The following is a 19,248-nucleotide window of genomic DNA, read 5'->3' as shown; positions in this document are numbered from 1 at the left end:
CGCAAGGGCGTTAGGCCGCAGTAACGGCCTCAAGCAGCGCGAAAGCGCGTTAGGCCAGGCGTAAAGCGTAACAGAGCGGCCCCCGGAGCGATCCGGGGGCCGTTTTGCATGGCCCACGGGCGCGTTGCGCGGGATCAAAGCGTAACCCTAGACCTTGGTCGGTGGTTAAGATTAAGCATTTGGCAGCGATGACGGGCGCATGTGGCGGTCTGAAAGGACCTCCCACCCTATGTCTGACGTCGATTGGCCCCGCCGGGCAGGGCTCTCTGCCGCACTGGACGAGGCCGCCATTGTGGCGATCACCGATCGCGCGGGTCGGATCCTGTATTGCAACGACAAATTCGAGGCGGTCAGCGGCTACTCGCGAGCGGAACTGATCGGCCAGACGCACCGGGTGGTGAACTCAGGCGCCCACACGCGCGATTACTTTCGCGATCTGTACCGCACTATTGCGAGCGGGCAGGTCTGGCGCGGCACCATTGAAAACCGCAGCAAGGCTGGCGAGCCCTATTGGGTGGACACCACCATTGTGCCGAACCTCGGGCCTGACGGGCGGCCGGAAACCTATACGGCCATTCGGTTCGAGGTATCGGATCACGTGCGCGCGCTGAAGGCGCTGGAGGTCGCCCAGTCCGAGGCGCGCGTGGCCGCCGAGGCGCGGGATCGGTTTTTCGCCAACATCAGCCATGAGGTCCGCACCCCGTTGAACGCCGTGCTGGGGCTGGCGTCGGCCCTGACGCACACGGCCCTGACGCCGCGTCAGAACGAGATGCTGGATCTGATTACGGGGGCGGGGGACGCGTTGCGGCGGGTGCTGGATGACATGCTGGACCTGTCGAAAATGCAGGCCGGCCAGTTCACCCTGGCGCCCGCGCCGTTTGACCTGAGGGCCGACATAGGCGCGGTCGTGGAGATGCGCCGCGCGGGCGCGGAGGCCAAGGGACTGACGCTGGCGGCGACCTTCAGCGACGCGGCGAACGGCATGGTGGTCGGCGACGGCGTAAGAATCGCGCAGATCGTCTCCAATCTGGTGTCCAATGCGGTGAAGTTCACGGCTCAGGGCCATGTGGCGGTCCGCGTCGATGTGGCCGGCGATGCACAGGCTGAACGCCTGCTGATCGAAGTGGAGGATGAGGGGATCGGTTTCGACGAACAGGCGGCGCAGCGCCTGTTCCAGCCGTTCGTTCAGGCCGACGACGCCATCTCTCGCCAGTTCGGCGGGACCGGCCTGGGTCTGTCGATCTGTCGCCTGCTGGCGGAGTTGATGGGCGGCGCGATTTCAGCGGAGTCGGCCCCGGGACGGGGCAGCGTATTCCGCGTGGCCATACCCATCGAGCGGCAGGCGCCGAATCCCGCCGAGGCGCCGAATCCCGCCGAGGCTCCGACGGCGACGGGGGACGAGTCTGAAGCGCCTGGACGCCTGCGCGTGCTGGCGGTGGAGGACAATCCCGCCAATCAGATGGTGGTGCGCTGTCTGCTGGAGCCGCTGGGCTTTGACATCGTCACCGCAGACAACGGCGCCGAGGGCGTCGAGCGCTTCATGCTTGAGCCGTTCGACATGGTGCTGATGGATATGCAGATGCCCGTCATGGACGGGCTTGAGGCCATGCGGCGAATTCGGGCGGCCGAGGCGCAATCAGGCCGGCGACGTACGCCGATCGTCATGCTGACCGCCAACACGACCGAGGCGCATCATGTGAAGGGCATGCAGGCCGGGGCGGACCATCTGACAGCCAAGCCGGTGACGCTGCAGATTCTGTTGGACGGGATGGAACGGGGCGCCGCAGCGGCCGAGGCCTGGTCGGAAGTCGCGATTCCAACGGCGGCCTGATGCGGGCCGGCGTAATGCTCGCCGCATAGCAGACAAGAACGCTGGCGCAGACCGAAGTTCATCTTTACTATAGGCTGCGCGGACGCCGTTAGTCGCGCCGCGTCAGGGCTTCTCCCTTTTCGATGTTGACCATCGCTATCGTCGTCGTGCTGCTGCTTGTGGTGGTGAACGGCCTTTTCGCCATGACCGAACTTGCGGTCGTGTCTTCCCGAAAGTCCAAGCTGCAGAGCCGCGCCGAAAGAGGCGACCGGGGCGCCCGAGCCGCGCTGAAGCTGGCCGAGGAGCCGACGCAGTTCCTGTCCGCCGTCCAGGTGGGCATCACCCTGATCGGCATTCTGGCGGGCGCCTATGGTCAAGCGGCCATCGCCGGCCAACTGGATGAAATCCTCAAGGCGAACCTGCCCGCCCTGGCGCCGTATTCGCAGATCATCGCCACCGCCGTGGTGGTGGTGCTGATCACCTATGTCTCGCTGATCGTCGGCGAGCTGGTGCCCAAGCGTCTGGCCCTGATCTTCCCCGAGGCGATCGCCTCCAAGATGGCCGGTCCGATTGCGACCCTGGCCTTGGCGATGAAGCCGTTCGTGCTGCTGCTCACGGCTTCGACCTCGGGCATCCTCAAGCTGATGGGCGTCAAGGACCGCGATGGTTCGGACGTCACCCAGGAAGAAGTCGAGAGCATTCTGGCCGAGGGCACCTCTGCGGGCCTGATCGAGCCGGAAGAGCAGGAGATGATCGAAGAGATCCTGCGGCTGGGCGACCGGGCCGTCCGCGTGGCCATGACGCCGCGTCACGAGGTCTACTGGATCGCGCTGGACGATTCCGAAGAGACGCTGCGCGAGGAAATCCGCACCTGTCCCTATTCGCGCATCGTCGTGGCGCGCGACAACGACATCGATAATCCGCTGGGCGTGGTCCACAAGAAGGATCTGCTGGACAGCCTGCTGACCAATGGCGAGTTCAACGTCGAGACGCTGGTGGCCGAACCGGCCTTCATCCCCCAGTCGACCTCGGTGCTGAAGGCGCTGGAGATCCTGAAGGGATCGAAGGTGCACATGGCCTTCGTCGTCGACGAATACGGCGCGTTTGAAGGCGTGGTCACGGCGACGGACCTGCTGGAGATGATCGCCGGCGACTTCAACGAAAGCCACGACGAAACCGAGACCGCCGTGCGCAAGCGCACCGACGGCACCTGGGCCGTCGATGGTCAGGTCGACCTGGACGAACTGGGTGAAATCCTGGGCGAAGACTTCGGCGAACACGAAGGCTTCCACACGGTGGCGGGATTGGTGCTGCACCACCTGTCGCGCGTGCCGAACGAGGGCGACATCCTGCAACTGGGCCGTTTCGAGGTCGAAGTCATCGACATGGACGACCGCCGCATCGACAAGCTGCTGTTCCGTCCGATGATCCACACACACGCCGACGACGCCGCCTGATCTCTCAGGCGGCGTCGCGCGGACGCCTTCGATTGTGGGCGGTCGTCAGGCCGTGGGAAGCGGCTGGGCCAGGGTGACGCGATAGGCGCGCATATCCCCGCCCGGCTGGGCCAGGGAGACGTATTCGCCGACGACGAACTGTTCGTCGTCCAGACGGAAGCCCTCTGCGTCCGTATCTTCGCCTGGAAGGTCGAGAACCCACCGGCCGTCTTCGGCGCGCGTCAGTTGGCCGACGGCCAGCGTCTGGGTCCCCTTGAAGCGGCGGACGCGGGTGTTCTCTGGCGCGGCGGCGATGGCGGCTGCGTCAAGGCGGGCGTCCTTGTCCAGCGTCAGCACCAGGTCATAGCCGTCGTCGGCGTTGCCGTGCGGATGGTCAGGCTCGCGCGCCAGTTCCAGGCGGATGTGATGCAGGGCCATGATGCTCAGCCCTTCTCAGGCTTGGCCAGGCTGCTGGCGATGCAGCCGTAGGCCATGCCGACGATGAAGGTCATGAAGAAGGCGCCGATGGCGATGACGGGGGCGATGATGTCTGCGGGCATGGGTGTTCTCCTCTGCCGACAGAAAAGCGGGTGACGGCAAGCGTCGCCTTGATAGAGATCAAAGATATCGCCCTATCAGGCGGCGGCCTGCCGGGGCTTTGCGCTGATCTGGATGCGGCCGTCGGCGGCTATGCCTGAAACGGTCAGGGCGACATCGCACAGGGCGAGGGGGGCCGGGCGGTGGCTGACCACGATCAGGCCCTGGCCGCTGTGGTGCAGACGGGCGGCCAGCCGTTCAAGAACCTGCGCTTCGGTAGCGGCGTCCAGACCCTCGGTCGGTTCATCCAGCACCAGCCAGGGCGCCGGGCGCAGATAGGCGCGGGCGAGGCCCAGACGGCGGCGCTCGCCGCCCGACAGGCGGGCTCCGTTCTCGCCTACGGACGCATCCAGCCCGCCCGGCGCGGCGCGGACGCGATCGGCTAAAGCGGCGTCTTCCAACGCGGCCCATAGATCGTCGTCGGCAGCCGACGGGGCGGCCAGGCGCAGGTTTTCGCGCACGCTGCCGGTCAGAAGCACCGCCTGTTGCGGCGCATAGGCGAACATAGGACGCAGGGTCTCGGCGCCGAGGGCGGCGGCGTCGGCGTCTCCGTGCAGGATCTCGCCGGGGGAGGCGGGGCGCAGGCCCATCATGCGTTCAATCAGGGTCGTCTTGCCCGCGCCGGACGGGCCAGTGATCGCCAGGCACTGCGGCGGGGAGACTGTCAGATCGGCGCCGGACAGGCGCAGGCTCGGCGAGACAGCAGCGACGGCCGACGTGGGCGCTTCCTCGTCCAGAAGCTCGCCCAGGCGCTGGACCGCCGCCTTCACCGCGCCGTTCTGGCGCAGGGCGTTGAGCAGGGTTCCTGCGCTTTCGACCGTGGCGACGGCGGCCAGCATGGACAGGGCGGTCAGCGCAGGAGCGCCGGCGCCTGCCGCCAGAGCGGCGCCCGTCACGCCAACGGCCATGGCGAGGCTCTGGCTGGCCATGATCAGACCGCCGGCGCGGGCCAGTCGCTCGGCTGCGTCCTCGACCGCGTCGCCGTGCTCCGCCAGGCGGTCGGCGGCCCAGGCCTTCATGCCATAGGCCTGAAGCTCGGGCGCGGCGGCGGCCAGGGCGGCGAACTCGGTCTTCAGGGCGCCGGAAGTCTGCTGAAGGCGCTGGCCGGCGGGCTCGGCGAAGCGGCGTCCGATCACGACGGCCAGGATGACGCCCAGAGCGGCGGCGCCCGCGACGACCAGCGCCGGGGCCCATCCGGCCAGGGCCGCCATGCCGACGCCGGCGATCAGACCGGCACCCGCGCCCCAGGGCGTCGACAGGCGCACGAAACGGTCCTGGATCGCGTCCACGTCCTGAACGAGCCGAGCGGAGGCCTCGCCGCCCGCCAAGGAAAGGGCCTTGGTCGTGGGGGCCCGGGCCAGGCCGATGAACAGTTGCGGACGCAGGGCGGCCAGCGCCTTCAGCGCAGCGTCGTGGCCGGTGACGCGCTCGCCATAGCGCGAGGCGGTGCGCACGATGGCGAAGAAGCGGATCATGGCGCTGGGCACCATGTAGTTGAAGACGTGGGCCACGGCGGGTCCGGCGGCCCCGGCCAGGGCGGCGGCGGTGATGAACCAGCCCGACAGGCCCAGCAGCAGGACGGCGCCGGCCGACACCAGGGCGGCGGTGACAGAGGCGGCCAGCAGGCGCGGGCGCTGAGCCTTCTCCTGCGCGCGGGTCAGGGCCTTCAGGCGGGCGACGCCGGGCGAATCGGACCGGCTCACAGGCGCACCACCTTGTCGGCCAGGGCTGCCACCGCGTCGGAATGGGTGGCGATCAGCACGGTGCGGCCGCGCGCGGCCTCCCGAATGACGGGCAGCAGAGCGGCTTCGGCTTCGGCGTCCAGGTTGGCGGTGGGCTCGTCCAGCAGCAGCAGGGGCGCGGGCTTCAGGAAGGCGCGGGCCAGGCCCAGACGGCGGCGCTCTCCGCCCGACAGGCCGCCGCCGCGTTCGTCGATCAGACGATCCAGCGCGCCGTTCAGGCCCGCCTTGCGCGCCGCCTGTTCCACGGCCTCGGGCGTCGCGCCGCGATGGGCTAGGGCGATGTTCTCGGCCAGGGTTCCGCGAATGACGACCGGGGCTTGCCCGGCCCAGGCGATCCAGTCGGTCAGGTCGCCCGCCTGCGACAGGCGCGTCTCGCCGAGCATGACCTCTCCCGCGCTGAGGGGCGACAGGCCCAGGAAGAGGTGCAGCAGGCTGCTCTTGCCCGAACCGCTGAGGCCGGTCAGGGCGACGATGGAGCCGGGGGCGACATCCAGAGTGAAGCCCTCGATCACAGGCGCGCCGTCATAGGCGATGGCGACGTCGTGAAAGGCGATGGCGGGCGCCTGGCCGGGGCGGGGCGGGCGCGTGGTCCGCGCGGCTTCGACGCTCAGGCGACGCAGGCTGGGGACGGCGGACTCGGCGGCCTGACGGTCGTGGTAGGCGGCGGCGAGGCGGCGCATCGGCTGATAGACTTCCGGCGCCAGGGCCAGAACGAAGAAGGCGCGCGTCAGGCTGAGCTGTTCCGGCGCCGGAAAGGGCAGCAGTTCCAGAAGATTAAAGCCGCAATAGACAGCGACCAGTGCCACGGCCAGGGCGGAGAAGAACTCCAGCACCGCCGATGACAGAAAGGCGACCTTGAGCACTTTGCCGGTGCGGCGGGCCAGGTCGTCCGAGGCGCGGGCGATGACGCGGCTCTGCTGCGTCTCGGCCTGGAAGGCGAGGATGGCGGGCAGGGCGCGCACCCGGTCCAGGAACAGACCCGACAGGCGCTCCAGCGCCTGGAACTGACGGCGGCTTTCGGCGCCCGCCGCCATGCCGGTCAGGGCCATGCCGATGATGAAGGGCAGCAGGGTGAAGATCAGTATGCCGGCGGTGAACGGGCTGACCACGGCGGTCACGGCGATCAGAATCAGCGGCGAGGCGGCGGCCGCCGTGCGGGCGGGCGAAAAACGCGCGACATGGCCGTCCAGCGCCTCGACCCCTTCGACGACGGCGGTCATGGCGGCGGCGTCGGACAGGCGGCCGGACAGGGCCTCCGTCAGGATGGAGCGGCGAATCCCGTTCTTGGCGGCGCGGGCGGCGCGAGTGTTCACCCTGACCGCCGTGTGGCTGAGCGCGCCGCGCGCCAGCAGGGAGACAGCCGCTAGACCCAGGCCCGGCAGGGCGCCGTCGATGCCTTGAGGCAGGGCCCCGACCGCCAGGGCCAGACCGGCTGCGAATCCGACCGCAGGCACGGTGTCGGCGATGACCAGCGCCCCGCCCAGCGTCATCAGCCGCCGCCACGGCGCCAGCGCAGCCTTGAGCCAGGCGGCGGGCGGCGTCTCGTCTAAGGCCGGGGCGTTGGGGGCGATCGGCTGGGCCGTCATCTTGTCTCCAGGGTCGATCAGCGGATCAGCCATGATCGCCGACGACGCGGGATTGGGCAAAAGGCCCATGGGACGAAAGGACCTTGGGCGAAACGCCGTCTAGTCCGAGTCGGCCCGGTCGGCTTTGATCAGGATCAAGGCGCGCCAAACCGCGTGGCTTTAGGTTAGAGTAGAACGCCGGTCGATGGGGGCTGGCGGTCAGGAGCCTGGAATGATGATCGACCTGGCGGTCGTAGACCTTTCACGCCTTCAGTTCGCACTGACGGCGCTATACCACTTTTTGTTTGTGCCCCTCACATTGGGCCTCTCCTTCATGCTGGTCATCATGGAGAGCATCTATGTGATGACCCGCCGGCCGATCTGGCGGACGATCACCCGTTTCTGGGGCGTGATTTTCGGCATCAACTTCGTGCTGGGCGTGGCCACCGGCCTGACGATGGAATTCCAGTTCGGCATGAACTGGAGCTACTATTCCCACTACGTCGGGGACATCTTCGGGGCGCCGCTGGCGATCGAGGGCCTGATGGCCTTCTTCCTGGAGGCGACCTTCGTCGGCCTGATGTTCTTCGGCTGGGACAAGCTGAAGCCGCACGCCCACCTGTTCGTCACCTTCATGGTCGCCCTGGGCACCAACCTGTCGGCCCTGTGGATCCTGGTCGCCAACGGCTGGATGCAGAACCCCGTCGGCGCGGCCTTTAATCCCGACACCATGCGTATGGAAATCACCGACTTCATGGCGGTGATCTTCAACCCGGTGGCCCAGGCCAAGTTCGTACACACCGTGTCGGCCGGCTACGTCTGCGCCGCCGTGGTCGTGCTGGGCATCTCGGCCTTCTATCTGCTGAAGGGCAAGCACAAGGGCTTCGCCAAGCGGTCGATGACGGTCGCCGCCGCGTTCGGCCTGCTGTCCTCGCTGTCGGTGGTCGTTCTGGGCGATGAGTCGGGCTACGCCCTGACCGACAACCAGAAGATGAAGCTGGCCGCGCTGGAAGCCATGTGGCGCACCGAGCCGGCGCCGGCCGGCCTGACCCTGTTCGGCCTGCCCAGCCTTGAGGACCGTCACACCCATTTCGAGGTCAAGGTGCCCTATGTCCTGGGCCTGATCTCGACGCGCAGCATCGACAAGCCGGTCGAGGGCATCCTGGAGCTGGTCGCCGTCGCCGAAGACCGCATCGAACGCGGCGTCGTCGCCTATGACGCGCTGGAGAAGGTCAAGGCCGATCCGACCGACATGGCCGCGCGCGGTCAGTTCGAGACGGTCCGCAACGACCTGGGCTACGGCCTGCTGCTGAAACGCTATGTCGAAGATCCGCGCACGGCCACGCCGGACCAGATCAAGCAGGCCGCCTGGTCGACCGTGCCGAACGTGCCGCTGATGTTCTGGGTCTTCCGCTTCATGGCGGGCATCGGCTTCCTGATGATCGGCCTGTTCGGCACGGCCTTCGTGCTGTGCACCCTGCGCAAGCATGAGACCAAGTGGTTCCTGCGTCTGGCCGTCCTGGCCATCCCGCTGCCGTGGATCGCCATCGAGGCCGGTTGGCTGCTGGCCGAAGTGGGGCGTCAGCCCTGGGCCGTGGAAGGCGTCCTGCCGACCTTCCTGGGCGCGTCCAGCCTGACCGTGGCGCACCTGTGGACCACGATCATCTGCTTCACCCTGCTGTACGGCGCCCTCGCCGTCGTCGAGGTCGGCCTGATCCTGCGCGCGGTCAAGAAGGGGCCGTTCGCCGAACAGGAAGCCCGTGAAGAAGACGCCCGCACGGAAGGCGAGCCCGCGGTCGCCTGACCCGGTCGTTGAAGGAAAAGAGAGATGGAACTCCCCCTCGACTACACCACCCTCCGCCTGATCTGGTGGGGACTGCTGGGCGTGCTGCTGATCGGCTTCGCCCTGACCGACGGGTTCGACATGGGCGTCGGCGCCCTGTTGCCCTTCGTCGCCAAGAAGGATGAAGAGCGTCGCATGGTGATCAACACCATCGGCGCGACCTGGGAAGGCAACCAGGTCTGGCTGATCGTGGGCGGGGCGGCGATCTTCGCCGCCTGGCCGCAGGTCTACGCCGTCAGCTTCTCGGGCTTCTACCTGGCGATGTTCCTGGTGCTGTCCGCGCTGATATTGCGGCCCGTGTCGTTCAAATACCGCTCCAAACGGCCTGAGGCGCGCTGGCGCTCCATGTGGGACTGGGGCCTGTTCATCGGCAGCTTCTTCCCGGCTCTGGTGTTCGGCGTGGCGGTCGGCAACGTCCTCATCGGCGCGCCCTTCCGCCTGACCAGCGACCTGCGCAGCTTCTATGAAGGCGGCCTGCTGGGCCTGTTCACGCCCTTCACCCTGCTGTGCGGCCTGCTGTCGGTGTCCATGCTGGTCCTGCACGGCGCCGCCTGGTTGGCGATCAAGGGCGAAGAGGGTCCGGTGCTGAAACGCGCCCGCGCTATCGGCACCGCCGCCGGCGTGGCCAGCCTGGTGCTGTTCGCCATCGGCGGGGTGATGGTGGCCTTCGGCGACATGGGCTTCCGCATCACCGGCGTCGTCGATACGGCGGGCGCCTCCAACCCGCTGCGCACGGCGGTCGAGGCGGCGCCGGGCGCCTGGATGGACAACTACGGCCGCTATCCGTGGATGATCATCGCGCCCGTTCTAGGCTTTGCGGGCGCTGCGGTCGGCCTTTTGGGGATGTGGCGCAAGTCGGCGGCCCTGGCTTTCGGCGGTTCGTCGGCCTCGGCGGTCGGGATCATCTCGACGGTCGGCCTGTCGATGTTCCCCTTCATCCTGCCCAGCTCGATCGACGCCCAGTCCAGCCTGACGGTGTGGAACGCCTCGTCCAGCCATACGACCCTGTTCATCATGCTGGTGACGACGGTGGTCTTCCTGCCCTTCGTCCTGCTCTACACCTCCTGGGTCTATAAGGTGCTGTGGGGTCGCTCGACGATGGACGCGCTGAAGACCAACCCCGACCTCTACTGATCCCGCGAAAGGAGATCATCTCATGTGGTATTTCGCCTGGATCCTGGGCCTCGGCCTGGCGGTGGCCTTCGGTGTTCTGAACGGCCTGTGGCACGAGTTCCGCCTGTTCGACGAAGGGGACGAGGGGCATTCGGAGCCCTGATCCCCGTCCTCTGACGGACTGGACTGAATCATCCCCTTCGGCGCCCGCCGGAGGGGATTTTTCTTGGGCGAAACGGATGAAATATCCGTCGCTTGCGATGGATCAAGGCGAGGAGGGCGGCGTGTGTTCAGAGTGATCGGGACATCGAAGCCGGGCCCTCTTCCGACCCGGCGAATGTCGGGGATTGAACCGATGAAAACCGCCGCCGCCCTTATCGCCGCCGTCAGCCTGCTGGCCGTCGCGGGCGCCGCATCCGCCCAGACGACCGCCCCCGAATCGGTGGGCAAGGGCTCGCTGATTGTGACGGCCCGCATGACGGGCGTCCTGCCCCAGGCCGACGACGCCATCGTCACCGCCGCCGGGGCTGACAGCGGCCTGAAGGTCGATGTGGGCGACGACTGGATGCCGACGCTGGGCTTTACCTATTTCGTCGCCGACCACTGGGCCGTCGAGGCCATTCTGGGCGCCACCCAGCACGAGGTGCGCGCCAAGGGCGGGACGACCGATGTGGCCGTGCACGAGACCTGGGTGCTGCCGCCGGTGGTGACGCTGCAATACCGGCCGACGCCGAACGCGACGGTCAGCCCCTATGTCGGGGCGGGCGTCAGCTACATGGCCTTCTTCAGCGGCAAGGACAAAAACGGCTTCGAGGTCGATCTGGATGACGGCTTCGGCGTCGCGCTTCAGGCCGGGGCCGACTGGAACATATCCGGCCCGTGGACGCTGAACCTGGACGCCAAGAAGGTGTGGTTCGACACGGACGCCAAGATCAACGGCGGCGCGCTGAAGAGCAGCGTAAGTCTGGATCCCTGGGTCGTGTCGGTGGGCGTCGGCCGCAAGTTCTAAGAGCCGATGCGGGGAGGGGCGCGGAACGTCAGGCCGCGCCCCCTTCACCCTATTCGTCGAAATGGATCAGGCGGCGCCTTCCCCCAGAGCCTTCAGTGCGGCTGGATCGGGCAGGGCGACGTCATTGCCCGGCAGCAGCTGAATCAGGCCCGAGGTCTTGAACTGGGTGAAGACCCGGCTGACGGTCTCGATCGTCAGGCCCAGGTAGTCGGCGATGTCCAGCCGCGTCATCGGCAGGTGGACCTGGTCCTCCGGGCCGCCCAACTGAACCTGACGTTCCGCAAGACGGGTCAGGAAGCTGGCCAGCCGTTCGCGCGCGGTCTTGCGGCCCAGCAGCACGATCTGTTCTTGCGCCGCCATCAGTTCGTCCCCGGCCAGGGCCACCAGCCGGTGCTCCAGCGCGGGCAGGGCGTTTAGCAGTTGATCGAAATCGCTGCGCCGGAAGCGGCAGGCGTTCAGCGGCGTCAGAGCCTCGGCCGTGAAGCTGGACGCGCCGCGCCCGCCCAGGCCCAGAAAGTCGCCCTGGAACAGGAAGCCGGTGATCTGGCGTCGTCCGTCGGGCAGCAGGCGATACAGCTTCACCGCCCCGTCCACCACATTGAAGACGAAGGGATTCGGATCGCCTTCGTGGAACAGGGCCTGTCCGGGCTGGGCCGTGACGGTCTCGCTGGCGCAGGCCATGCTTTGCAGCTCATGCCCCTTCAGGTCGGCGCAGACGCCCAGCGGACGGGCGCCGCAGTTGGCGCACGGATGCACGTCCTCCAGACGCACCTCTTCGATTTGGGTCTGGGCCGCAGCGGTGTTCACGAAGGTCGTCTCCCGGATGACGGAACAGTCTAGGCCAAGCGTCGTCGATTCCGAATAGGTCAGCCTGTCCTAGCCGTCCTTTCGACGGCGCAGTCCGGCGTCTGGGCCTCTTCGGCATAGCGCAGCCGGGCGCCCAGTTGGGCGGCCAAGGCGGTCAGCTCGACGGCCAGGCTCTGACGCACCAGCGGGCGCACGCCCATTTCGCGCACCACGAAGGGACCGGCCCACAGCGTTTCGCCGTACTCCAGATCAGGCTGGCGCCACCAGCTGACAAAGCCCAGAACGCCGCCGCGCTGATTGCGGGCGCTGAGGATGCCGCGGCTTTCCGGCGCGGCGCGCCAGGCCGACAGAAAGGCGTCCCACTGGGCGGGCTCCAGACTGGGGCGCCACAACCGCGCCAGCGCAAAGGCGGCGGGCGCCTCGGCTTTGCTGAGGGGGGACACCTCGAGACGAGGCGCTTCGGGCGCGAGGCGGGACTCTGTCATGGGACGATTGGAACCGAAGCGGCGTCCAGTCGCCTTGATCTGCGTCAAGGCCGGGTCGAAGCTGCCGCCCCAGTCTGCTGTCGCCTTCTGTTGGAGAATCGCCATGAGCTCGACCTCGCGCACGACCCCGATCCATGGCGGGGCGGTCGCCGCCATCCTGAAGCTGCTGGATAGTCAGAAGCTGATGACCCTGGCGGTGAATCGGGCGGATGGGCGGCCTCAGGCTGCGACGCTCGGCTATCTGAACGACGGGCTGAACCTCTACTTCGTCACCGGCCGCGACAGCGAGAAGCTGAAGAACCTGACCGCCGATCCGCGCGTGGGCGTGGCCGTGCGCGGCGTGGGCGAAGAGGGGGAGGCGGTCGGCGTCTCCATCGACGGTCGCGCCGAAGAGGTCACGGACGGCGACGAGGTGAAGCGGGTCAACGATCTGATCATCAAGCGCGCGCCGGAAGTCAGCCCGTGGGCGCCGGGCGGGGACGCCGTGGCGGTGGTTAAGGTTGTTCCCGAGGAGATCGAGGCTGTGGCGGTGATCGATGGCCGCAGCCGCGCCCAGACCTTCTCGATCGGCGACGCCGACGATCTGGTCAAAGGCCTGAGCTATGAGCCGAGCGCGGTGGCGCGGTTGTTCTGAGGAAAATCCGCGGCTTCATGCGTCTGCGGCGCAGATGGCCCTTGAAATGGCCGTAGGGCTCGGGCATACGCCCCCCTCTGGCGAGGGTCGCGCCGCTGGAACGATTTCCACGGCGCGCTGATCTTTGTCCGGGACACTAGGAGTGTAGCTCAGCTGGTAGAGCATCGGTCTCCAAAACCGAGGGCCGGGGGTTCGAGTCCCTCCACTCCTGCCATTCCCCCTGTTGTTATCGCCTGGGACTTCCCATGTGGGGCAGCAGGATCCAGAGGTTGAAGAGACGTCAAATGGCCAAGGCGAAGACCCCCGGCGGCCGCCGCACCACGGGGACCAAGACCGCAGCAGCCGCGCAAGGCGCAGCGACCGTGGCCGTCGACGCGCCCGCGCCGAAGAAAAAGACGTCCATCCCCCAGTTCATCAGCGAAGTCCGCGCTGAGGCCCGCAAGATCACCTGGCCCAGCCGCAAGGAGACCTGGATCACTTCGGTGATGGTCTTCATCATGGTGCTGATCGCAGCCGCCTTCTTCTGGATCGTGGATACGGGCCTTGGCTTCGCGTCCCGCATCATCCTCAGCCTTGGCCAATAAAGGAGACGCGCACATGACCGATGCAGCGCCCAAGCCGGCGGCCAATCCCCGCCACAAGTGGTACATCGTCCACGCCTATTCCAACTTCGAGAAGAAGGTCGCCGAACAGCTGCGCGACCAGGCCAGGCAACAGGGCCTGGAAGACGCCTTCTCCGAAATCCTGGTCCCGACCGAGGATGTCGTCGAGATCCGTCGCGGCAAGAAGGTCAACGCCGAGCGCAAATTCTTCCCTGGCTATGTGCTGGTGAAGATGGAGATGACCGACGAGGCCTATCACCTGGTCAAGAACACGCCGAAGGTCACGGGCTTCCTGGGCGCCGCGGGCGGCACCAAGCCGCTGCCGGTCTCGGAACGCGAAGTCCAGAACATCATCGGCCAGGTGGAAGAGGGCGTCGAGCGTCCGAAACCCACCATCCGCTTTGACATCGGCGAGAACGTCAAGGTCACCGACGGCCCGTTCGCCAGCTTCGACGGCCAGGTCGAGAGCGTCGACGAAGAGAACGCCCGCCTGCGCGTGGCCGTCTCCATCTTCGGCCGCCCGACCCCGGTCGATCTGGAATACAATCAGGTGGAGAAGGTCAGCGCCTGATCGGCCGCTGACGCCACGCAGAGAACGGGACCGTCTCCGGGCGGTCCCGTTTGCGTTTTCAGGGTCTGCCTGCTAAACGCGCGCCTTCGCTGGACGACCCTGGAGTCGCCCAGCGTCAAATCCGTGGGAGGCAGCCATGCCGGACCACGGCTCACCGGCCCGACGCATCGTCATCGGGTCATTCATAGGAGAGACCAATGGCCAAGAAGATTCTCGGCTATATCAAGCTGCAAGTGCCGGCCGCCTCGGCCACGCCTTCGCCCCCGATCGGCCCGGCTCTGGGTCAGCGCGGCGTGAACATCATGGGCTTCTGCAAGGAGTTCAACGCGCGGACCGAGAAGGAAGCCAAGGGCACCCCGCTTCCGACCGTCATCACCGTCTATCAGGATAAGTCGTTCACCTTCATCACCAAGACGCCCCCGGCGACCTGGTATCTGAAGCAGGCCGCTGGCATTAAGTCGGGCTCCAAGCTCGTCGGCCGCGAGTTCGCTGGCAAGATCACGCAGACGCAACTGCGCGAAATCGCCGAGAAGAAGATGAAGGACCTGAACGCGAACGACCTGGACGCCGCGTCGCGCATCATCGAGGGCTCGGCCCGCGCCATCGGCATTCAAGTGGTGGAGGGCTAAGACATGGCTAAGCAGACCAAAGCCCATAAGGCCCGCACGGGCGTGACCGAAGACCTGCTGGTCTTCTCGGACGCCATCAAGCTGGTGAAAGACAACGCCAAGGCCAAGTTCGACGAGTCGATCGAAATCGCCATCAACCTGGGCGTCGACCCGCGTCACGCCGACCAACAGGTCCGCGGCGTGGTGAACCTGCCCTCGGGCACCGGCCGTGACGTCCGCGTCGCCGTCTTCGCCAAGGACGCCAAGGCTGAAGAAGCCAAGGCGGCCGGCGCCGAGCACGTCGGCGCTGAAGACCTGTACGAGAAGATCGCCGGCGGCTTCATGGAGTTCGACCGCGTGATCGCGTCGCCGGACATGATGGCCCTGGTCGGCCGTCTGGGTAAGGTGCTGGGCCCGCGCGGCCTGATGCCGAACCCGAAGGTCGGCACCGTGACCCCGAACGTCGCTCAGGCCGTCAAGGACGCCAAGGGCGGCGCCGTTGAGTTCCGCGTCGAGAAGGCGGGCATCGTCCACGCCGGCATCGGCAAGGCCTCGTTCACCCAGGACGCCCTGGAAGCCAACGTCAAGGCCATCGTGGACGCTCTCGTCCGCGCCAAGCCGTCGGGCGCCAAGGGCACCTATGTGAAGCGCATCGCCCTGTCCTCGACGATGGGCCCGGGCTTCAAGGTCGACCCGGCTTCGCTGGGCGCCTGATAGGCTTCACGGCTAAGAATGACGACGGCCCCGGAAGAGCGATCTTCCGGGGCCGTTTTCTTTGTTCGATGGGCCGCGCAGACGCACCGTGGGCGGGCCACGGAGCGCGGAACAGCGAGGCTAATCCACCGTTCTGTACCCGGATGACTTGACGAGGCGGGTGGGAATCCGGTCTTGGAGCCCGGGCGCCCCGGCGGCGACCGTATCGGAGAGGCTTCATGCTCAACTGGTTTCAGGCGCTGCTGCCTAAGGAAGATAACTTCTTTCGGCTGTTCGACGCCCATGCTCTGAGCCTGGCCCACGGCGCTGCCGCGCTGCGCAAGATGATGGACGGCGGGCCCGAGACCAGCGAATGGTGCGCCAAGGTGGTCGCGCATGAAGAGGAAGCCGACGAGGTCGCGCGCGAGGTTCTGTTCGCCGTGCGCCGTAGCTTCATCACCCCGTTCGACCGGGCCGACATCCGGGGGCTGACCAACTCTCTGGACGACACCATCGACCAGATGCAGAAGGCGGCCAAGGTCGTCACCCTGTACGAGATGCGCGACTTCTCGCCGAAGATGCAGGAACTGGCCGACATCGCCGTCCAGTGCGCGGCCCTGACGCAGGAGGCCTTCACCCTGCTGCCGGCCATGCGCAAGAATCACGACCGGCTGAACGTCCTGACCGAACAGATCACCGACCTGGAGGCGCGCAGCGACGACCTGTACGACGCCGGGATGAAGGCGCTGTATGAGGCGCACCGCCATGACGTCACGGGCGGCAACACACTGGGCTTCATCATCGGCAGCCAACTGCTGGATCACCTGGAGAAGGTGATCGACCGGTTCGAGGATGTGGCCAACCGCATCAACGGCGTCCTGGTCGAGCACCTGTAGGACCATCATGGATCACGCCCTCCTGATCCTGGTCTTTCTGATCGGCGTCGCCCTGCTGTTCGACTTTCTGAACGGCTTGCATGATGCGGCCAACTCCATCGCCACCATCGTCGCTACGCGCGTCCTGCCGCCGATCTATGCGGTCGGGTGGGCGGCCTTCTTCAACTTCATCGCCTTCCTGTTCTTCGGGCTGCACGTTGCAGACACGATCGGCCGAGGCATCATCTCGCCCGACGTCATTTCGGATCAGGTGATCTTCGGCGCTCTGATGGGCGCCATTCTCTGGAACGTCATCACCTGGATGTTCGGGATTCCGTCGTCCAGTTCGCACGCTTTGATCGGCGGCCTGTTGGGGGCCGGCATCGCCAAGGCGGGCAGCGGAGCCGTGGTCATCAGCGGCGTGCTGAAGACGGTCGGCGCCATCTTCATGTCTCCGGCCATCGGCTTCCTGCTGGCGCTGCTGCTGGTGCTGATCGTGTCCTGGCTGTTCGCCAAGGCCAATCCGAACTTCGCCGACAGAATCTTCCGTGGTTTGCAGTTCGTCTCCGCCTCGGCCTATTCGCTGGGGCACGGCGGCAACGACGCCCAGAAGACGATGGGCATCATCGCCATCCTGCTCTATTCGCGCGGCATGCTGGGGGGCGAGTTCCATGTGCCTTTCTGGGTGGTCATCACCTGTCAGGCGGCCATCGCCCTGGGCACGCTGTTCGGCGGCTGGAAGATCGTTCACACCATGGGGTCGCGGATCACGCGGCTTAGCCCCCAGCAGGGGTTCTGCGCCGAGACGGGCGGGGCCATCACCCTGTTCGCGGCGACCAGCATGGGCATTCCGGTGTCCACCACCCACACCATCACCGGCGCCATCGTCGGCGTGGGTGCGGCCAAGCGGGTCTCGGCCGTGCGCTGGAGCGTGGCGCGCAGCATCGTCACCGCCTGGTTCATCACCATGCCGGCGGCCGCCGCCATCGGCGCCCTGTTCTACGCCCTGGGCGGCCTGTTCCTGACCTGATGTCGAACAAGCCCCGGACCCTTTCATCGGAGACGCGCCAGGTCGCGGCCTTGCCTTGGCGGCACGGGCCGGGCGGCGTGGAGATCATGATGATCACCTCGCGCGAGACGCGGCGCTGGGTCATCCCCAAGGGCAACCGCATGGCGGGCAAGACCGACGCCGAGGCCGCCGTGATCGAGGCCTATGAGGAGGCGGGCGTTCAGGGCGACGTCATGGGCGCGCCGATCGGCTGGTTCCGCTATGGCAAGCGGCTGAAGTCAGGCCGGGTCCAGGCCACCATCGCCAGCGTCTATCCGCTGGAAGTCTTCATCCAACTGGGCGCCTGGCCCGAGGACGCCCAGCGCGAACGCCGCTGGATGTCGGCTGAGGACGCTGCAGCCGTGGTGGACGAGGCGGAACTAGCGGAACTGATCCTTCACTTTCAGCCTAGCGGCGCGCCCGAGTAGGGCGCTTGCGTTCCACCCAAGCCCTGCGGTTGATTTTCCCGCCGGGCCGTGTATAGAGCCTGCATCTCGTCAGGGCCTCGGTTCTGACGATGCCTGTCCGAGAACTTCGGGATGCGGGGGTCGCCCGCGTCATAATCGTCCAGAGAGCCCTCTGGCGCCGTGGGGAGATGGGGATGCAAAGAGCTTTCGTCCTGCCGGTATCCGGCGGGCGGGCCGCGCTTCCTTCGGACAATAAGACCGGCCTGAACGCTGTGCAGCGATGCATGGCGCTTAAGCCAAATCCGTCGTCGGGAATAAGCCCGGCGGCGAATGCCAAAACTGGAGACCACAATGGACCGCGCACAAAAAGCCGAGTCGATCGAACAGCTGAAGAGCGTGTTCGCCGACGCGGGCGCCGTGGTCGTGACCCACAACCTGGGTCTGACCGTTGTGGAGATGGAAGACCTGCGCCGTCGCCTTCGTAAAGAAGGCGGCGCGTTCAAGGTGGTGAAGAACCGTCTGGCGCTCAAGGCGCTGGGCGTCGAGGAAGGCAGCGAGTACCACGACCTGTTCAAGGGTCCCGTGGGCATCGCTTATGCAGCCGACCCGGTCACCGCCGCCAAGGTCACGGCCGAATTCGCCAAGGGGAACGACAAGTTCAACATCCTTGGCGGTTTCATGGGCGACAAGGTTCTGGACGCCAAGGGCGTCGAGGCCCTGTCCAAGCTGCCGTCGCTGGATCAACTGCGCGGCAAGCTCATCGGCCTGCTGCAAGCCCCGGCGACCAAGGTTGCTGGCGTCCTGCAGGCGCCGGCCGGCCAACTGGCTCGCGTCTTCAACGCGTACGCGACCAAAGACGCCGCCTAAGCCCCGTCATCTCTGCATATCTCTCTGAACCTCATCCTACCGAAGGAAGACTAACATGGCTGATCTCGCCAAAATCGTTGAAGAACTGTCGGCTCTGACCGTCCTGGAAGCCGCTGAACTGTCGAAGCTGCTGGAAGACAAGTGGGGCGTCTCGGCTGCTGCTCCGGTCGCCGTCGCTGCTGTCGCCGGCGCCGCTGCTCCGGCTGAAGCCGCTGAAGAGCAAACCGAGTTCACCGTTGTCCTGGTTGACGGCGGCGACAAGAAGATCAACGTCATCAAGGAAGTCCGTGGCGTCCGCACCGACCTGGGTCTGAAGGAAGCCAAGGACCTGGTCGAAGGCGCTCCGCAGCCGGTCGTCGAGAACGTCTCGAAGCAAGCCGCTGAAGAGCTGAAGAAGAAGCTGGAAGAAGCCGGCGCCAAGGTCGAAATCAAGTAAGATTTCGGATCTGGCCTCTGGTTCGCCAGAGACAGCTTTCAAAGCAAGACGGGCCGGAGGGAAACCTCCGGCCCGTTTTCTTTTTGGCGGTAAAGATATG

The 19,248-nt window shown here is 66.6% G+C and carries 21 protein-coding genes and 1 tRNA gene; 17 read left to right on the top strand and 5 right to left on the bottom strand.

Annotated elements, in window-relative coordinates:
- The first annotated feature begins 229 nt into the window (after positions 1 to 229).
- Entirely contained in the window at positions 230 to 1,831 is a 1,602-nt protein-coding gene (locus ACLBV5_RS04065; protein ID WP_447604865.1) for an ATP-binding protein, read from the top strand.
- A gap of 122 nt (positions 1,832 to 1,953) precedes the next feature.
- Entirely contained in the window at positions 1,954 to 3,267 is a 1,314-nt protein-coding gene (locus ACLBV5_RS04060; RefSeq protein WP_447604864.1) for a hemolysin family protein, read from the top strand.
- Between the two features lie 45 nt (positions 3,268 to 3,312).
- Here the strand turns inward: ACLBV5_RS04060 and ACLBV5_RS04055 are convergent, their stop codons facing one another.
- The 3 genes from ACLBV5_RS04055 to cydD all read right to left on the bottom strand — a co-directional run bounded on the left by ACLBV5_RS04055 (position 3,313) and on the right by cydD (position 7,204).
- Positions 3,313 to 3,684 carry a hypothetical protein gene (locus ACLBV5_RS04055; RefSeq protein WP_025976255.1) on the bottom strand — a complete coding sequence of 124 codons (372 nt, stop codon included), beginning with the start codon at positions 3,682 to 3,684 and terminating at the stop codon, positions 3,313 to 3,315.
- A gap of 197 nt (positions 3,685 to 3,881) precedes the next feature.
- Positions 3,882 to 5,546: an amino acid ABC transporter ATP-binding/permease protein gene (locus tag ACLBV5_RS04050; protein WP_447604863.1), complete on the bottom strand. Its 1,665-nt coding sequence runs from the start codon at positions 5,544 to 5,546 to the stop codon at positions 3,882 to 3,884.
- Positions 5,543 to 7,204 (bottom strand): thiol reductant ABC exporter subunit CydD, encoded by a 1,662-nt coding sequence (cydD, locus tag ACLBV5_RS04045; protein WP_447604862.1) that lies wholly within the window; start codon positions 7,202 to 7,204, stop codon positions 5,543 to 5,545. The genes ACLBV5_RS04050 and cydD overlap by 4 nt, the downstream gene beginning before the upstream one ends.
- Positions 7,205 to 7,388: 184 nt before the next feature.
- Here cydD and ACLBV5_RS04040 point away from each other — a divergent pair, with 184 nt between their 5' ends.
- From ACLBV5_RS04040 to ACLBV5_RS04025, 4 genes are all read left to right on the top strand, one after another.
- Positions 7,389 to 8,954 (top strand): cytochrome ubiquinol oxidase subunit I, encoded by a 1,566-nt coding sequence (locus ACLBV5_RS04040; RefSeq protein ID WP_025976258.1) that lies wholly within the window; start codon positions 7,389 to 7,391, stop codon positions 8,952 to 8,954.
- Positions 8,955 to 8,978: 24 nt separating this feature from the next.
- Positions 8,979 to 10,127: a cytochrome d ubiquinol oxidase subunit II gene (cydB, locus tag ACLBV5_RS04035; protein WP_303682619.1), complete on the top strand. Its 1,149-nt coding sequence runs from the start codon at positions 8,979 to 8,981 to the stop codon at positions 10,125 to 10,127.
- A gap of 22 nt (positions 10,128 to 10,149) precedes the next feature.
- The gene (gene cydX, locus ACLBV5_RS04030) at positions 10,150 to 10,269 is read left to right on the top strand and encodes a cytochrome bd-I oxidase subunit CydX (RefSeq protein ID WP_024355286.1); all 120 of its coding nucleotides are present in this window, start codon (positions 10,150 to 10,152) and stop codon (positions 10,267 to 10,269) included.
- 192 nt (positions 10,270 to 10,461) lie between these two features.
- Positions 10,462 to 11,115: an OmpW/AlkL family protein gene (locus ACLBV5_RS04025; protein ID WP_447604861.1), complete on the top strand. Its 654-nt coding sequence runs from the start codon at positions 10,462 to 10,464 to the stop codon at positions 11,113 to 11,115.
- A gap of 66 nt (positions 11,116 to 11,181) precedes the next feature.
- Here the strand turns inward: ACLBV5_RS04025 and ACLBV5_RS04020 are convergent, their stop codons facing one another.
- Together ACLBV5_RS04020 and ACLBV5_RS04015 are read right to left on the bottom strand one after the other, a co-directional pair.
- Entirely contained in the window at positions 11,182 to 11,922 is a 741-nt protein-coding gene (locus ACLBV5_RS04020; RefSeq protein WP_447604860.1) for a Crp/Fnr family transcriptional regulator, read from the bottom strand.
- Between the two features lie 59 nt (positions 11,923 to 11,981).
- Positions 11,982 to 12,512 carry a hypothetical protein gene (locus ACLBV5_RS04015; protein ID WP_278070741.1) on the bottom strand — a complete coding sequence of 177 codons (531 nt, stop codon included), beginning with the start codon at positions 12,510 to 12,512 and terminating at the stop codon, positions 11,982 to 11,984.
- Here ACLBV5_RS04015 and ACLBV5_RS04010 point away from each other — a divergent pair.
- From ACLBV5_RS04010 to rplL, 11 genes are all read left to right on the top strand, one after another.
- Positions 12,511 to 13,041: a pyridoxamine 5'-phosphate oxidase family protein gene (locus ACLBV5_RS04010; RefSeq protein WP_029972303.1), complete on the top strand. Its 531-nt coding sequence runs from the start codon at positions 12,511 to 12,513 to the stop codon at positions 13,039 to 13,041. The two genes, ACLBV5_RS04015 and ACLBV5_RS04010, sit on opposite strands and share 2 nt — an antisense overlap.
- A gap of 138 nt (positions 13,042 to 13,179) precedes the next feature.
- Positions 13,180 to 13,255: transfer RNA gene (locus tag ACLBV5_RS04005), tRNA-Trp, on the top strand.
- A 70-nt stretch (positions 13,256 to 13,325) separates the two neighbouring features.
- Complete coding sequence (secE, locus tag ACLBV5_RS04000; RefSeq protein WP_025976264.1) at positions 13,326 to 13,625, top strand: preprotein translocase subunit SecE; 300 nt, start codon at positions 13,326 to 13,328, stop codon at positions 13,623 to 13,625.
- A 13-nt stretch (positions 13,626 to 13,638) separates the two neighbouring features.
- Positions 13,639 to 14,214: a transcription termination/antitermination protein NusG gene (gene nusG, locus ACLBV5_RS03995; protein ID WP_025976265.1), complete on the top strand. Its 576-nt coding sequence runs from the start codon at positions 13,639 to 13,641 to the stop codon at positions 14,212 to 14,214.
- A gap of 197 nt (positions 14,215 to 14,411) precedes the next feature.
- Positions 14,412 to 14,843, top strand: coding sequence for a 50S ribosomal protein L11 (gene rplK / locus ACLBV5_RS03990; RefSeq protein WP_024355292.1), 432 nt, complete (start codon positions 14,412 to 14,414; stop codon positions 14,841 to 14,843).
- 3 nt (positions 14,844 to 14,846) lie between these two features.
- Positions 14,847 to 15,536 carry a 50S ribosomal protein L1 gene (gene rplA, locus ACLBV5_RS03985; protein WP_134580334.1) on the top strand — a complete coding sequence of 230 codons (690 nt, stop codon included), beginning with the start codon at positions 14,847 to 14,849 and terminating at the stop codon, positions 15,534 to 15,536.
- Between the two features lie 218 nt (positions 15,537 to 15,754).
- Complete coding sequence (locus ACLBV5_RS03980) at positions 15,755 to 16,411, top strand: DUF47 domain-containing protein (protein WP_447604859.1); 657 nt, start codon at positions 15,755 to 15,757, stop codon at positions 16,409 to 16,411.
- A 7-nt stretch (positions 16,412 to 16,418) separates the two neighbouring features.
- Complete coding sequence (locus ACLBV5_RS03975) at positions 16,419 to 17,420, top strand: inorganic phosphate transporter (protein ID WP_134580335.1); 1,002 nt, start codon at positions 16,419 to 16,421, stop codon at positions 17,418 to 17,420.
- An 86-nt stretch (positions 17,421 to 17,506) separates the two neighbouring features.
- Positions 17,507 to 17,866: an NUDIX hydrolase gene (locus ACLBV5_RS03970; RefSeq protein ID WP_303705996.1), complete on the top strand. Its 360-nt coding sequence runs from the start codon at positions 17,507 to 17,509 to the stop codon at positions 17,864 to 17,866.
- Between the two features lie 330 nt (positions 17,867 to 18,196).
- The gene (gene rplJ, locus ACLBV5_RS03965; RefSeq protein ID WP_024355300.1) at positions 18,197 to 18,712 is read left to right on the top strand and encodes a 50S ribosomal protein L10; all 516 of its coding nucleotides are present in this window, start codon (positions 18,197 to 18,199) and stop codon (positions 18,710 to 18,712) included.
- A 55-nt stretch (positions 18,713 to 18,767) separates the two neighbouring features.
- The gene (rplL, locus tag ACLBV5_RS03960) at positions 18,768 to 19,148 is read left to right on the top strand and encodes a 50S ribosomal protein L7/L12 (protein ID WP_025976270.1); all 381 of its coding nucleotides are present in this window, start codon (positions 18,768 to 18,770) and stop codon (positions 19,146 to 19,148) included.
- The last annotated feature ends 100 nt before the right edge of the window (positions 19,149 to 19,248 follow it).

The sequence above is a fragment of the Brevundimonas sp. M1A4_2e genome, assembly GCF_053345555.1.
This window is presented reverse-complemented; position numbering and strand designations above follow the sequence as displayed.